The sequence below is a fragment of the Shewanella sp. ZOR0012 genome (assembly GCF_000798835.1).
Lineage (GTDB): Bacteria > Pseudomonadota > Gammaproteobacteria > Enterobacterales > Shewanellaceae > Shewanella > Shewanella xiamenensis.
Window position 1 is genome coordinate 179,177 of record NZ_JTLE01000094.1, and the last position, 14,780, is coordinate 193,956.

Sequence of the window (14,780 nt, forward strand, 5' to 3'; positions counted from 1 at the left end):
CTATCATGCTTGGGCCTTGGTATAGCGAGTAGCTAAACAGGGCTAACATGGTGAGATTCATCACCACCGGGTAATACAACAGCCAGTCACTACGTTTTGCCGCAAAACTGCCAGCAGTGAGGGCAATCCCCACAAGCAAAGGCAAGACTAAGGTTTTAACCTTTTGCTTTTGCAGCATTAAACGCACTACTAACAATAGGCAAAGCACTAGGGCGATTGTGCCTGCGGGTAGATAGTTTAGCCCCAAATACACGGCAACTGGGTAGGCGATCAGCGCGAGTGCGGTGAGCACCTGTAGCAGGACGCGCATTAGTCTTTTACTAGGCCTTCAATGGCGTTGACCACATCATTGACGGTACGAACGGATTTAAATTCATCGGGTTGAATTTTTTTGCCTGTCAGTTGTTGCAGCTTAATCACCAGATCGACGGCATCAATACTGTCCAGATCTAACTCTTCGTAAAGATTGGCGTCAGGGGTAATCGCATCGGCATCGATTTCAAACTCATCCACTAAAATCGTGGTCAGCATAGCGAGGATTTGTTCACGGTTTTGCATCTTCCTCTCCTATGGGCGCTGTGATTCGATAAATTTAGCAAGGCTGGCCACACTGTAAAAATGTGCTTTAGTGCTATCCGAGTTGGCTTCGATTTTGACATCAAACTTTTTCTTGATGGCTAACCCTAACTCGAGGGCGTCGATAGAATCGAGTCCGAGTCCGTCACCAAATAGCGGCGCATCGGTTTCAATATCATCAATACTGACATCTTCTAGGTCGAGGCAGTCGATAATTAACTGTTTAATTTCGTTGTGTAAAGTCATAATTATTTTCGAGTTGTTGTTGATAATATTGTTCAAGGTCCCGAGTTAATTGTCGGGCCATTTTCGCATGCTCACCCAAAGGGGCTTGATAGGCTTGGTGAGGAATTGGATTGCCGATTTCGACGGCCATTCCCATGGTTTGCCTTGGGATCTCATACCAAGGCTGTTCCTTTGTCAAACCTCGTACATTGGTGCGCAAAACCACAGGTAAAATATCGGCTTGGGTACGAATGGCAATATTGGCGGCGCCCCGGGCAAACTCATTGATTATTGAGCCAAATACTGTGCGCGTACCTTCAGGGAAGATAATTAAATTAGTGCCTCTGGCGAGCACTTCGCTGCAATCTTCGAGCATCAACTCTGCGCCGCGATTCGGGATATAACCTGCGCAGGAAACCACACCACGTAAAAACGGATTACGCCAAAGGCCTTGTTTAACGATACAACCCGCATTGGGCATGAGACTGATCAACACCACCACATCGACGAGACTCGGGTGATTGGCTATGACGATCACCCCTTTGGCGCTATGTAACTGCTCGGCATTGTGGGTGCTAACGTTGATCACCCCAGCCCACGTCAACATAGCGACAAAGCCTTTAAACATAGTGTGCACGGCTTTTTGCACGCGGATAATCCTCGCCTCAGGTGTGCCGGGCCAAAAACGCAGTAAAGGCAATATAGTGAGCGAACTTAACAGTCCACCTAAACCAAAGGCAATATAGCAACTGACGCCACCGAGCCAACGGGGAATATAGTTGATTCCCGTGCGGCGTTTTTCGGGCAGCGTATAAGCGACATTGAACTGTGCACCCTGTGGAGCGGGATTAGCCATGCTCTACGCTCCAGTGCCAATGGGATAAACAGCCAGCAATGTTTTGTGAGGTCGCTAGAGCATGGATCAACATGCCGTAGGACAGCGCAGGAGTAACTTGTTGCTGTGCTTGAGTCAGTTGGCTTAGCGTGAGCTTTACGGACGAGCGATGACAAGCGGGCGCGAGGGTAAAACCTAAGGCTAAGGGGAGTTCATACTCTTGGGTAAACTCATCGTATACCGGCGGCACAGGATCATCGCCAAAGATCAGTAATAACGGCTCTGCTGATTGATGTAGCTGGGCGAAAGCTTCCACCATGGCTTGGGAAAGGGTTTCAGTGCCTGCGGCAATTGAGGTAGAAGGGGCGGTGTTATTGTGTAAAATGCCAAAAATACCACTGCCAGTGTTATGCACGGATTGACTAAAACCTAAGGGAGAAAGCGGTTGCTTAGCGATAATATCTTCGAGCAAGCCAATAGTGCGATGCAGTTCGCCGTGGCGGGAAGCAAATATCGAACGGCAGTTTGGTGGCGTATCACATTGAAAACTGACATCTAGCATCATTTTTGTTAAACGGCTAAAGCGTCTACGCTGCATGGCTGGCACTTGGGGAAGTGCCGGAGATATGCTGTCAGTGGGTGAAGCCTCTTTGGTCGTTTCAGCCGAGTGCTTGCACCAAGTTTGCCAGTCATCATGCTGCTGATAGTTTGGAGCCCACGCCCCCCAAGAGAGGATGCTGAATCTGAGTTGCACTACTTTGCCTCGACACTATTTAAAGCTGTCTTAGTTATCCCTAACTAAGCGAAAACATTAATGAATTGACTGGCTTATCGCTATTTGCTCGTTGGATGAACGAACACAATTCCCCCATTTATTGAACGGCACATTCTACACTAAGTCCTTAGTTTTAATGAAGTCATTTGCATATGCAAGGTTAATAAAATGCAATGAGATTTTGCTTTGTCACTGTTGGCTAACATAGTTTTCAGAACGGGATAAAGACAGGGAGTGTAGACTAAGTGGCTTAACCTCAGTTGAACAGGCTCTGATATCAATAGTAAACAGACGCTCGAGGCGCCTGTTTATTATTAATAATGCCACTATTGATTGAATATCAATCTATTGTGCGAGTTGGCTTTCCATTTTACGCAGTGCAGTTTTCACTTTACGAGTGTTCTCTGGTCCCATACGAACAAGCAGTTTTTGGGCACTGGGTAAGGCTTCCAAATTGGGATCAACGAAGCGATAGTTGACGCTAATTGAACTCAGCTCAATGGGCTCTTCAATAATTGGCGCTGCGAGCATTACCTTAATTGCTTGTAGCATTCTGTCATTGAACTTGGCGTTGCTATAACCCAGTTCAGCGAAGGCTTCATCAAATAGCGGCGTGAGTTGCTTGTAGGTGTGCATTAAGCTTTGCTCATCCATATTGGCAATGACGGTCGCGTAGGCATCATATCTGTGGTAACTCTCTGGATTTAAATACACTTTGTTAGTGATTTCCGCCACGGTAAAGAGTTTTTCAGGGCCCTTAATTGGGCTGACTTTGCGGGTCAATTCGCCCTGCGCCAAGTTATCCACGAAGACTACAAACTGACGGATCAAATCTTGTGTGGCTAAGGATGAACCTACGACATTATTGCTGATAAGTGCCAGTGCTTTTTGATGCACAAAAGCATCACTCTCAGGCAAGTTTGGCACCGTTTCTACGGGCGCTTGAGGCTCAACGGTAGTGGTTGAGTCAGTTTCCGTCGTGGTCGTTTGTGGTGTTACGTTTTCCACTGGAGTGGTTTCAGGCTCCGGGTTTGTTTCCAGAGTAAGCGGTTCTGACGATGGTGGCTCTGGTAGTACTATCGGTGCATTAGGAATGAGTTTGGGTGAGTCATCTTTACTATAGTAGTAATAACCTGCCGCAGAGAGCAGGATGACGAGCACAATCGCAATCAATGCAAAGCGATTGCTGCTAGACGAGGTCTCTTGAGGTGTAATTCTATCATCTTGATTAACTTGCATTTTACATCCTTCGCTTCAGTGTCAAGGTAATGTGGTGAATATCATGCAGCTAACATTAAAGTGCAAGTGCCGCCTTTTAGGTTGCAAGTTCATTTTGCAAGTTTACACGCGCTTGTCCATAGCGGTTAGCTGAACAGGTTGAATTTATTTTACCTTGAAGGGGTTAGCTTAAGGTTTACGCTTGGACATATTGTTGCCTATGCCCAAGCCAACGATGAATAATGGCATCAACCGCATCGGGTGCTTGCGACATCACATGATTCGCAAGCTTTTGGATATGTGGTATAAGCGCTTGATCTCTAACTAAATCAGCTATCTTAAGTTCGGCTAGCCCTGTCTGTTTAGTGCCTAACACTTCACCGGGACCACGTATCTCTAGGTCTTTCTGTGCGATAACAAAACCATCATTACTCTGCCGTAGGACATTCAACCGCTGACTTGCGGTTTGACTCAGTGGCGCCTTGTAGAGTAACACACAATGACTGGCTACGGCACCGCGCCCTACTCGTCCTCGCAGTTGATGCAACTGTGCAAGTCCCAATCGTTCGGGGTTTTCGATTATCATCAGGCTAGAGTTAGGGACATCGACGCCGACCTCAATTACTGTGGTTGCCACCAATAAGTTGATGGTTCCCGCTTTAAAGTCCGTCATAATTTGTTGCTTTTCAGCACTTTTCATCCTGCCGTGTACTAAACCTATGGTCAGCTCCGGCAGTGCTTGGCGCAATTCTTCAGCGGTATCTTCGGCGGCCTGGCACTCGAGGACTTCGGACTCTTCAATCAAGGTACAGACCCAATAGGCTTGGCGTTTGTCCGTGATCACGCTGTTGCGGACGCGCTCGAGTACTTCATTACGGCGCGAATCGGGTATGGCGACTGTGGTGACGGGTGTGCGCCCTGGGGGTAACTCATCGATAATCGAGGTGTCGAGATCGGCGTAGGCTGTCATGGCTAACGTCCGTGGGATCGGGGTTGCCGTCATAATCAACTGATGGGGATGAAACCCTTGATTGATACCTTTTTCCCTGAGTCCCATCCGCTGGTGGACACCAAATCGGTGCTGCTCGTCGATGATAATTAAAGCGAGCCTATGGAAGATAACCTGTTGCTGAAAAATGGCGTGGGTGCCGATCACCATTTGTGCCGCGCCAGATTCAATATCCGCTAAAGATTGCGCCCGAGCTTTACCTTTAAGCTTACCCGCAAGCCAACCGACTTTTAATCCTAGTGGTTCAAACCACGCGGCAAAGTTAGCTGCATGCTGCTCGGCGAGTAATTCGGTGGGCGCCATCATGGCCACTTGATAGCCGTTTTCAATCGCTTGAAGGGCGGCGAGGGCGGCGACTAAGGTTTTGCCTGAGCCGACATCCCCTTGCACTAAGCGCATCATGGGGTGCGGTTGTGCTAAATCTTTACCTATCTCGGCAACGACACGTTGCTGCGCGCCTGTGGGTTTAAAGGGCAGTGAGGCGAGAAAAGGCTTTAGTAATTGCCCCGTGGCATGCATGGTCACGGCGGCGTCGAGGTTACTGCGTTGTCTTAGGCGTAGCATACTCAGGTTGTGGGCGAGTAATTCTTCCTGCACCAGTCGCTGCTGCGCGGGGTGTTGACCAAGCTCTAAATCAAATTGTGAAATCCCCGCATGGGGGCGATGCAGGGTTTGCAGCGCCTGTTTTAGGCTCATGTTGTTTGGCTGCAAATGGGCGGGTAATAACTCGGTCAAGCCGCCATCTTCTAATAATTCAAGTGCCTGTTCGGTGAGCTTAATCCAACTCGCCTGTTTTAAGCCCTCGGTGGTGGGATAAATCGGCGTAAGTGTATCGCTTAGGTGAATATCCTCACCCGGATAGACGATTTTATATTCGGGGTGCACGATTTCCGCTTGATGACTTCCGCGACGAATTTCGCCATAGGCACGGATCATTAATCCATTTTGCATCGCATTGCGCTGCGCCATTGAAAAGTTAAAAAAGCGAAGGCTCATGCTGCCAGTATCGTCACGCACATTGCAGACGAGCATGCGTTTACGGCCTTGAAGGATTTGAGTCGACTGGATTTCGGCCTCAATGGTGCCGTAATTTCCGGGCATGAGTGCGGCGATGGGATAGATTTGAGTGCGGTCTTCGTAGCGCAGGGGCAAGTGAAACAGCAGATCTTGTACTGTTGTGATGCCGAGTTTGGCGAGTTTTTCCGCGACTCTTTTGGCGACGCCCTTGAGTTCGGTGATCGGAACAAGATCCAATTGCTGCAAGTCGTTAGCACTCAATCACTGTTAATTTATACATATACTAACAGAGAATAAACGTAAGGCAATCTTGGGGGATAGACTGTGGTTAAGTGCGCTATGTAAAGAGGCTGAATGAGCAATATTGGAATTAAAAATAGCCTCTTATCTTATACGTCGAGTTATCTTATTAATATTAAATGAATATTCTATAATTTCGAGCCTAAAACAGGAGCAAAAATTAATATTCTTTATTATAAAGTACACTTTTTGTTATTTTGTGGTTTAATCGAAGTGTTGGTTGCCATTGAGTTGTTTTGGTAATTATGCGGTAACAAGGTTGTGAATCGATAATAATAAAGTGACCTCTGTGATGGATCACATGCGGGGAAACACGGTCGAGGAGTACTCGCCTTTGCATCTATTATGTTTACGTTGTTTATGGATAGGCATACTGTGTTTTGCTTTGCCTGCGTGGGCTAAATTGGATGTGGTTTTTTTTAATCCAGGCGCGGTTACGGATAGCTTTTGGGGTGATGTCGATAAATTAATGCAGGTGGCTTCATCAAAGCTTGATATTAATTTGCAAATCATACATTCAGATCGCAATCACTTTAAAATGATTGCTCAATTAGAAACGTTACTAAAATCTCAGCCATCACTTCCTACTCATATTATTTTAGTGAATGAGAAGCAGTCTGCGATAAAAATGTTGCAGATGCTTTATCAATATCCCATATATGTTCAATTGATTTTAAATGATATTTCTGTCGCCGAGCGAGAACACTTATTGGCAGATCCACATTGGCAAACTTATTTATTACCAGCGCTTATCCCAGATAACTATGCTATTGGTGCTGATACCGCTAAAAATTTGCTAAGTCGTTTAGAAAATAAAAAGGCTAAGGTTTTATTAATCTCGGGCGATAAATCTACGCCCGCATCAGTGTTAAGAACTCAAGGCGCTAATGATTATTTCTTTATGCAACCCAATGTTATTGTTACTCAAACGGTATATGGTCAATGGCGTGAAGATATTGCTTATGATCAAACATTAACCTTGCTCAGCCGTTATCCGGATTTAACCTTAATCTGGACGGCGAACGATAAAATGGCTATCGGAGTGGTAAAAGCACTCCGCGAAAAGGGCCTTGAACCTGGACGTGATGTACTGGTCAGTTCGATTAATACTTCCCCTGAGATTTTGTCGCTCTGCCAAGAACGTAAAGTGAGTGCTCTGGGAGGTGGGCATTTTTTAGCGGGTGCTTTAGGGTTAATTCAGCTCAAACAATACCAAGAGACCCAACGTTATTCCTCCTATGAGGATATAGAACTCTTTAGGGTACTTAATCCCGATTCAGCTTTTTATCAGAAGTTAGTTGCAAGGTATTGGGCTGGGATTTTTAAGACACAAATAGTGGATAAGTTATCACAACAGTAATTAATAGGTATTCATGAAGCATCGTAATCATTCCATCAGTCATAGAATGACGCTCACTATTATTGGGGTGAGCTCATTTTTTGCTGTCCTGACCATGCTGGTGCAGTTAGTGTGGAATTATCAAGAAAGCATTGATAATACAACTGCCGATATTCGTGAATATTCCGAATCGATCTTACCCACTATTGCTAAGTCACTTTGGGATGTGGACCATGGTCTGTTATCTGATTTGCTTTCAGGCTTGGGCATGATGCCGATGGTGTCGAGTGTCAATTTAGAGAGTATCGATGGCGTAGCCATGCAGTTGGGCAAGGCGATTCACGCTAAGGATTCCCGACAAACTCTGTTTCGTTACCCAATTATGTATCAGGAACAACAGATTGGTATGCTGACTGTCGGGCTGGATACGGACAAACTCTATTACGAATTATGGCAACAATTGATCATTATTGTCTTAGGCAATGGGCTTAAAACCTTACTGATGATTTATCTTATCCTTACGCTGGTGCGTTTATTGGTGACCAATCGTTTATCGGAATTGGAGCGGTTTGCTAACCAGATAAATCTGAATGCATTACCTAAGTTAACCGTACCCGATAGTGTGGTGAGAAATCCTGATGAAATTGGTCATGTTGCTCAATCGCTTCAGGCTATGTATCAAAGAATTCGTAACGATCTTGCGGTTAATAAACGCCAAAAGCGTGCATTGCAGCAACAGCAAAGTCAGTTAGCACGTTTAGTTGATGAGCGGACTCAAGCGCTCAATTGGCAGTCCCAAGCTAGCCAACTGTTAGCTGAAATATCATTGCAATTTTTAACAGTGGAGACCCTTAACTTAGACAACAACCTTACTGAGGTTTGCCGTAAAATCGGGCGATTATTTGATGTCGAAAGGGTAAGCCTAATAGAGTTTAACCAACGACAGGTAAACTACCGTTGCGTTTGGTCTAGTGAACCTAATGTATCTGAAATTATTAGCATTTCTGCGGATATTGTTACTTTGCTGGCACAAAAATTTGAGCAGGAATCGACATTAGTTATCGAGAATGTCGACTCATTGAAGCAAACATCGCCTGAAGAATACGGGTTACTTCGAGGTATTGGTATTTGCTCTATTGCCGCATTTGCCATGAAAAATGCCGATGAAATTGTCGGGCTATTATCGCTATCAATGGTTTCTCGGCCACTAAATTGGACTAAACAAAAAAAAGTGATGTTGACTCAGTTTTCCGCAGCGCTGAACGAGTTATTGCTGCGTGAAGAAAAAGAGCGACAGATGCTTAACTTACAGCAAGCACTGGTAACGGTGAATACGCAACTCAGAGTCATGGCTGAAACCGATGAATTAACTGGGCTGAGCAATCGACGCCCCTTTACACAAACACTCGACACATTACTCCATGGCAACACAGCAGTCGGTGTGTTGATGTTGGATATTGATTATTTTAAGAGTTACAACGACAACTACGGGCATATTGAAGGCGATGCTGTACTTAGGCGAGTGGCTCAGGATTTAAAAGGCTGTGAAATTTTACCACCCAATGCGCTGCTAGCGCGCATTGGTGGCGAAGAGTTTGCAGTTGTTTTAGCGAAAATCACACCAATCCAATTGGAAGCCATTGCTACCCAACTGTGCAATCAAGTCGCTGCATTGAATATTCCGCACTTGGGTGCACCTACCGGTAAGATTACTCTTAGTATTGGTGGAGTGTATTTACCGCCGGATGCATTAAATGAACTCACCATTTCGAATGTATTACGCCGTGCCGATATCTGCCTTTATCGCGCTAAAGAGCGTGGTCGCAATACAGTGGTGATGGAGTCGCCTCAAACAGCGCTAGCTCATTCTTGAGCTTGTATTAGTCAAGCCTTGGTTCCGTTTGTGACCACAGATTTATTTCTATTTGGGGCCTGTTATAATTGCCGCCCTTTATTGTTTATCTGAAGGTTTTGGTGTGTCAAAACGGAGCAAAAATACGGTAAATTCGGTATCGATTTTTAATATTGATGATTTATCAACTTGGCAAAAATATCGCAAAGGCCTGTGTGATACCTGCCATGCAACCTGTTGTACTTTGCCCGTTGAAGTGACCGTAAGTGACTTAGTGCGCATGGGTTTGGTGGATGACTTTGAAGCTGAAGGCGATCTTAAGGCGATTGCCAAGCGCCTGCAAAAAGCGCGTATTATTGACAACTATAACCATAAAACGGCGATTTTTACCCTTGCCCGTATGGCGAATGATGATTGCCTATATCTAGATGGTAAAACTCGCCGCTGTACTATTTATCACCAACGCCCTGAAACCTGTCGTAACCACCCACAAATTGGCCCTAAAGCGAATTACTGCCCTTATCGTCCCCGTGAGTAAGTTTTTGAATATGAAATTGATAGAGGGTTTCGAGTTGATGATTCTCCTGCATCGTTTTTACCTGCCGATTAAACTCATGAGCAATCAGCTCCTTATGGGCTGAATGTTTAGAAATCAGCATGTAAAACGCTTCTTGCTGAGCATTAGGAGAGATCTTTGATGCTAGTGCTTGAGGGAGTTGTGCAGCATGCGCCAAAGCTAGCGTGCCCGCCAGTATTTCTTTGCGGGCGAGAAAGAACTTACATCTTTGTTTTAGTAGCATTTCCGGTAAATGTCCTAGGGAATGTATTTCGCTAAGAGGAGTCTCTTTACGCCAGCCAAAATTATCGTAGTTGAATCCTTTAATGCCGCAAACCTTGCCAAAGTGAGCTAATTGATTGATATCATCGATATGAAACAGCGGGTCCAATTCAGCTTTTAAATAAAAATAACTTGGAGTGAGGTAATAATAAGCGATAGATGGGATATAATCAGTCGCTCTTTGTCGGTTGAGCGATGCGCTCATCGCAGCATCTATGCTGCCATTTTGGACGTCTTTTAAACAGCGGAGCCAAGGCAAAGCCAGTACTTCATAATCAATTCCAATGGGCTTAAAGGTGCGCTCTAGCAGGTCAATGTCGTAGCCGCTAAGCGTGGAAGTCTTAATACCATCTTGTCGAACAAAGTAATTAAATGGTGGATATTCAGTCTCTTCGACACAAAAGCGTAACCTAAATGGGGAAAGCTCATCGGCGCCATAGGTAACAGGCGAGAGCAGAATCACGCATAGTAAAGCGATTAGCGGATATAATGAACGCATCATACTCTTTAAGCTCAATGGCGATTATTAAAGTGTAGCAAAGGGTTATTTGCTGTACTGGCTCTTTATCGCGACATTCAAACCCTGTATCTGGGTGATATTTAACTGGCACGCGAAAATCACTGCGCGGGTTGGTGCAAGTAAGTCAAGTGTGAAATAAAAGGTGTTACATGAGTCTCTTAGATAACGTGATGATTATATTGTGTTTAATTGGTGCAAGTTGTTTCTTTTCCATGTCGGAAATTGCTTTGGCCGCATCACGGAAAATCCGTTTACGTCAGTTAGCCGATGAGGGCGATGCCAGAGCTGAAAAAGTGCTGCATTTACAGTCGTATCCCGGCAGCTTTTTTACTGTGGTTCAAATAGGCTTGAATGCTGTTGCCATCATGGGTGGTATTGTGGGTGAATCAGCATTTCGCCCCTATTTTTATCAATTCCTTTCACCTTGGTTGGCCGATCCTTGGCTGAGTCAGGTGAGCTTTGTGATGTCATTTGTACTTGTTACCAGTGCTTTTATTTTGGTCGCGGATTTAATGCCTAAGCGTATCGCGATGGCGATGCCAGAGCAGGTTGCTTTGGCCGTTGTTGGCCCGATGAGTTTTTGTATTACCGTGTTAAGACCATTAGTTTGGTTTTTTAATGGTATGGCCAGCGCGATTTTTAAGCTGCTACAAATTCCAACGGCTCGAAATGATGAAATCACCTCCGATGATATTTATGCGGTAATGAACGCTGGTGCTGAAGCGGGGGTGCTCGACAAGGGCGAGCAACAAATGATGGAAAATGTGTTTGAAATGCAGACCGTTTCAGTCACTTCTGCCATGACAGCTCGAGAGAGCTTAGTGTATTTCTTGCTGCAAGATAGCGAGGAGGATATCAAGCGTAAAATTGCTGAAGATCCCCATACTAAGTTTTTGGTCTGCGATGGCCAATTGGATATGGTCAAAGGTTTTGTTGACGCAAAGGAGCTGTTGATCCGTGTGATTAACGGCGAAAAAATTACCTTAAAAGACACCAGCCTTGTTCATACTTCGTTGATTATTCCTGACACTTTAAGTCTTTCTGAGGCGATGGAATACTTCAAAAATAGCCGCGCCGATTTCGCCGTGGTGATGAATGAATACGCCCTTGTGGTTGGGATTGTGACCACCAACGATTTACAACGTGCGGTGATGGGCGCTTGGTCGCTACACGAAAGCGAAGAGCAAATTATTGCCCGCGATGGTAATTCTTGGTTAGTGGATGGGGTGACGCCGATTACCGACGTCATGCGCGCCTTCGGTATTGAAGAGTTTCCCCACAGTCAAAACTACGAAACCATTGCCGGGTTTATGATGTACATGCTGCGCAAAATTCCTAAGCGCACCGACTTTGTTAATTACGCCGGTTATAAGTTTGAAGTGGTGGATATCGACGCCTACAAGGTCGACCAATTGCTGGTGACGCGTATTGAGGCTAATGATAAATTACAGTCGCCAGATACCTAATCAAGCGCAATAAAACGGGACTCAGTCCCGTTTTATCTCCTGTAAGCTTAAATCGCCTCTAAAAACGCATTGACAATCGGATCGTCCAAGCGTTTGACCTTACAGCAACAGCCTAGTTCGAAGGGAGCAATACTGACTGGCGAAGGTAACAACTGAATACGATCCCGTACTGGACTGTTATTGATCACCACCTCAGGGCTAATGCTCACGCCGCAGCCGAGTGCCACCATAGATGCTATGGCTTCCTGTCCCGACACTTGGGCATAAATATTCGGACTAATCCCCATCTGTTTGAACCAATTATCGGCTCGTCGCCGCCCCGGTCCATGGTCAGGAATGATAAAAGGTACTCGTGACCAGTCTATCTGAGCTTGGTTAATCTGTTGCTGCACCGCACAGCGCATAGTGGGAGCGATTAATGAAAGCGGCACATCATCAATCTTGGCAAAATGCAGTGTGGCAGGAAAAGGATCCGGCAGCGCGGCAATGGCAATATCGGCACGATTTTGTTGTACCTCGGCCAGTGCATTAGCCGCATCTCCCGTGGTAAGCGCAATTTCGACAAAGGGATGCTCTTGGCGAAAACGCTCCAATAATTGCGGCAAATGGCTGTAGACGGCGGTGACTGAGCAATAGAGATTTAAGGTGCCGCGCAGTACGTCCTGCTTAAGATCAATACTATGCCGCAGGTCGCGCCAATGGTGCAGCGTCTGCTCGGCGAACAATTTAAACTCACGTCCCGCATGGGTTAAGGTCACGCTGCGGTTATCCCGCTCAAACAGCTTTGCGTTCACTTCATCTTCGAGCCGCTGCAATGCGCGGCTTAAGGTCGAGGGACTGACATGCATCTGCTCCGCCGTCTTGGCAAAGTGCAAACTGTCACATAAGTGTAGGTACAATTTGAGGGTGCGTATGTCCATAACCTCGTCCTATTGGCCGCTTATCTGGGGTATTGAAACTGAAAATGACATTGCAAAAAACGCAATATGAGGTTTCGAATATATCATTTTAAGCAACGATAGCCATAGGTTATAGTGATTTCAATCACAACCAATCGTTAACAATAGGTTGATATTGGTTGAGTCCCCAATTCCCGACTGAAAGGTGGTATCTCAGATGGCTAACTATTTTAACTCTCTGAATTTGCGTCAACAATTAGCACAACTTGGCCAGTGCCGTTTTATGGACCGCTCTGAGTTTAGTGATGGCTGCAATTACATCAAAGATTGGAATATTGTGATTTTAGGCTGTGGTGCTCAGGGCCTTAACCAAGGTCTGAATATGCGTGACTCTGGGCTGAATATCGCTTACGCCCTGCGCCCTGAAGCCATTGCCCAAAAACGTGCCTCATGGCAAAAAGCCACAGACAACGGCTTTAAAGTTGGCACCTTTGAAGAGCTAATCCCGACCGCCGATTTAGTGCTGAACCTAACACCTGATAAGCAGCATTCCAATGTAGTGAGCGCAGTGATGCCGCTGATGAAGCAAGGCGCGACTCTGTCTTACTCCCATGGTTTCAATATCGTTGAAGAAGGCATGCAGATCCGCCCCGATATTACAGTGATCATGGTTGCGCCTAAGTGCCCAGGCACCGAAGTGCGTGAAGAATACAAACGCGGTTTTGGTGTGCCGACCTTGATTGCAGTGCACCCCGAAAACGACCCAAATGGGGATGGTTTAGACATCGCGAAAGCCTATGCGAGCGCCACAGGCGGCGACCGTGCTGGCGTGTTGCAATCCTCTTTTATCGCTGAAGTAAAATCGGATCTGATGGGTGAGCAAACGATCCTCTGCGGTATGTTGCAGACGGGTGCCATCCTAGGTTATGAAAAAATGGTGGCCGATGGTGTTGAGCCTGGCTATGCCGCTAAGTTAATCCAACAAGGTTGGGAAACCGTGACCGAGGCGCTTAAGCACGGCGGTATCACCAACATGATGGACAGACTGTCTAACCCTGCCAAGATTAAAGCGTTTGAAATTGCAGAAGATTTAAAAGAAATCCTGCAACCATTATTTGAAAAGCACATGGATGACATCATCAGCGGTGAGTTCTCTCGCACTATGATGCAAGACTGGGCTAACGATGATGCGAACCTGCTGCGTTGGCGCGCCGAAACAGCCGAAACGGGCTTCGAAAATGCGCCTGTTTCGAGCGAACATATCGACGAGCAAACTTATTTCGATAAGGGTATTTTCTTGGTTGCGATGATCAAAGCGGGTGTGGAACTGGCGTTCGACACTATGGTGTCTGCGGGGATTGTTGAAGAGTCGGCTTACTATGAGTCACTGCATGAAACACCGCTGATCGCTAACACCATTGCCCGCAAACGTCTGTACGAGATGAACGTGGTGATCTCGGATACCGCAGAATACGGTTGTTATCTGTTCAACCATGCAGCAGTACCACTGCTGCGTGACTATGTGAATGCCATGTCGCCAGAGTATTTAGGTGCGGGTCTGAAGGACAGTTCTAATAGCGTTGATAATCTGCAATTAATCGCGATTAACGATGCGATTCGCCACACACCTGTGGAATATATCGGTGCCGAACTTCGTGGTTATATGACTGATATGAAAAGTATTGTTGGAGCTTAATGGATAAAAGCCGAGCCCCTAAGGACGTGGGGCTTAGCGTGACAAATTGATTCCTGCTTCGTTGGTTGTCGAGCGGGCAAAACTGACATGGGTTAGTCGGCGTTTTTCTCCACTAACGCGATTTTGTTAACGTTTTACTTTGTTGTTTTGCATTGTCTCGGCAGGGAAGCTGAATTTTTTTGACATTAGAAAATTTTTTATTGTGTTTGGCTGTC

The 14,780-nt window shown here is 45.9% G+C and carries 13 protein-coding genes and 1 pseudogene; 5 read left to right on the top strand and 9 right to left on the bottom strand.

Translation table 11 applies throughout. The annotated features are described in order from the left end of the window. The 7 genes and pseudogenes from L976_RS02660 to recG all read right to left on the bottom strand — a co-directional run. Window positions 1–310 (bottom strand): annotated as a pseudogene (locus tag L976_RS02660) (hypothetical protein); the annotation flags it as partial. Next, window positions 310–558 (bottom strand): acyl carrier protein, encoded by a 249-nt coding sequence (locus L976_RS02665; RefSeq protein WP_011074023.1) that lies wholly within the window; start codon window positions 556–558, stop codon window positions 310–312. The pseudogene L976_RS02660 and the gene L976_RS02665, both read right to left, overlap by 1 nt. A gap of 9 nt (window positions 559–567) precedes the next feature. Continuing rightward, window positions 568–822, bottom strand: a complete 255-nt coding sequence (locus L976_RS02670; protein ID WP_011074022.1) for a phosphopantetheine-binding protein — start codon at window positions 820–822, stop codon at window positions 568–570. Beyond that, window positions 800–1,657, bottom strand: coding sequence for a lysophospholipid acyltransferase family protein (locus L976_RS02675; protein ID WP_047533957.1), 858 nt, complete (start codon window positions 1,655–1,657; stop codon window positions 800–802). The genes L976_RS02670 and L976_RS02675 overlap by 23 nt, the downstream gene beginning before the upstream one ends. Then, window positions 1,650–2,390 (bottom strand): beta-ketoacyl synthase chain length factor, encoded by a 741-nt coding sequence (locus L976_RS02680; RefSeq protein ID WP_037427685.1) that lies wholly within the window; start codon window positions 2,388–2,390, stop codon window positions 1,650–1,652. Before L976_RS02680 ends, L976_RS02675 begins: the two co-directional genes overlap by 8 nt. A 366-nt stretch (window positions 2,391–2,756) precedes the next feature. Beyond that, window positions 2,757–3,650: a DUF3014 domain-containing protein gene (locus tag L976_RS02685; protein WP_047533959.1), complete on the bottom strand. Its 894-nt coding sequence runs from the start codon at window positions 3,648–3,650 to the stop codon at window positions 2,757–2,759. A gap of 175 nt (window positions 3,651–3,825) precedes the next feature. Continuing rightward, window positions 3,826–5,901, bottom strand: a complete 2,076-nt coding sequence (gene recG / locus L976_RS02690) for an ATP-dependent DNA helicase RecG (RefSeq protein ID WP_047533960.1) — start codon at window positions 5,899–5,901, stop codon at window positions 3,826–3,828. 388 nt (window positions 5,902–6,289) lie between these two features. Between recG and L976_RS02695 the strand changes: the two genes are divergently transcribed. The 3 genes from L976_RS02695 to L976_RS02705 all read left to right on the top strand — a co-directional run bounded on the left by L976_RS02695 (window position 6,290) and on the right by L976_RS02705 (window position 9,684). Next, the gene (locus tag L976_RS02695) at window positions 6,290–7,315 is read left to right on the top strand and encodes an ABC transporter substrate-binding protein (RefSeq protein ID WP_047533963.1); all 1,026 of its coding nucleotides are present in this window, start codon (window positions 6,290–6,292) and stop codon (window positions 7,313–7,315) included. A 13-nt stretch (window positions 7,316–7,328) separates the two neighbouring features. Beyond that, window positions 7,329–9,167, top strand: a complete 1,839-nt coding sequence (locus tag L976_RS02700) for a sensor domain-containing diguanylate cyclase (protein WP_231570464.1) — start codon at window positions 7,329–7,331, stop codon at window positions 9,165–9,167. Between the two features lie 103 nt (window positions 9,168–9,270). Beyond that, entirely contained in the window at window positions 9,271–9,684 is a 414-nt protein-coding gene (locus L976_RS02705; RefSeq protein ID WP_037423422.1) for a YkgJ family cysteine cluster protein, read from the top strand. On the opposite strand, the gene L976_RS02710 is transcribed toward L976_RS02705, so the two are convergent. Then, the gene (locus L976_RS02710) at window positions 9,647–10,483 is read right to left on the bottom strand and encodes a substrate-binding periplasmic protein (RefSeq protein ID WP_231570465.1); all 837 of its coding nucleotides are present in this window, start codon (window positions 10,481–10,483) and stop codon (window positions 9,647–9,649) included. The two genes, L976_RS02705 and L976_RS02710, sit on opposite strands and share 38 nt — an antisense overlap. A 170-nt stretch (window positions 10,484–10,653) precedes the next feature. Here L976_RS02710 and L976_RS02715 point away from each other — a divergent pair, with 170 nt between their 5' ends. Then, a complete protein-coding gene (locus L976_RS02715) occupies window positions 10,654–11,970 on the top strand; it encodes a hemolysin family protein (RefSeq protein WP_037423329.1) in 1,317 nt (438 codons plus the stop codon). Window positions 11,971–12,017: 47 nt separating this feature from the next. Here L976_RS02715 and ilvY read toward each other — a convergent pair whose 3' ends face one another. Next, window positions 12,018–12,890, bottom strand: a complete 873-nt coding sequence (gene ilvY / locus L976_RS02720; protein ID WP_047533965.1) for an HTH-type transcriptional activator IlvY — start codon at window positions 12,888–12,890, stop codon at window positions 12,018–12,020. A 196-nt stretch (window positions 12,891–13,086) separates the two neighbouring features. Between ilvY and ilvC the strand changes: the two genes are divergently transcribed. Next, entirely contained in the window at window positions 13,087–14,565 is a 1,479-nt protein-coding gene (gene ilvC / locus L976_RS02725) for a ketol-acid reductoisomerase (protein ID WP_047533967.1), read from the top strand. Window positions 14,566–14,780 lie beyond the last annotated feature (215 nt).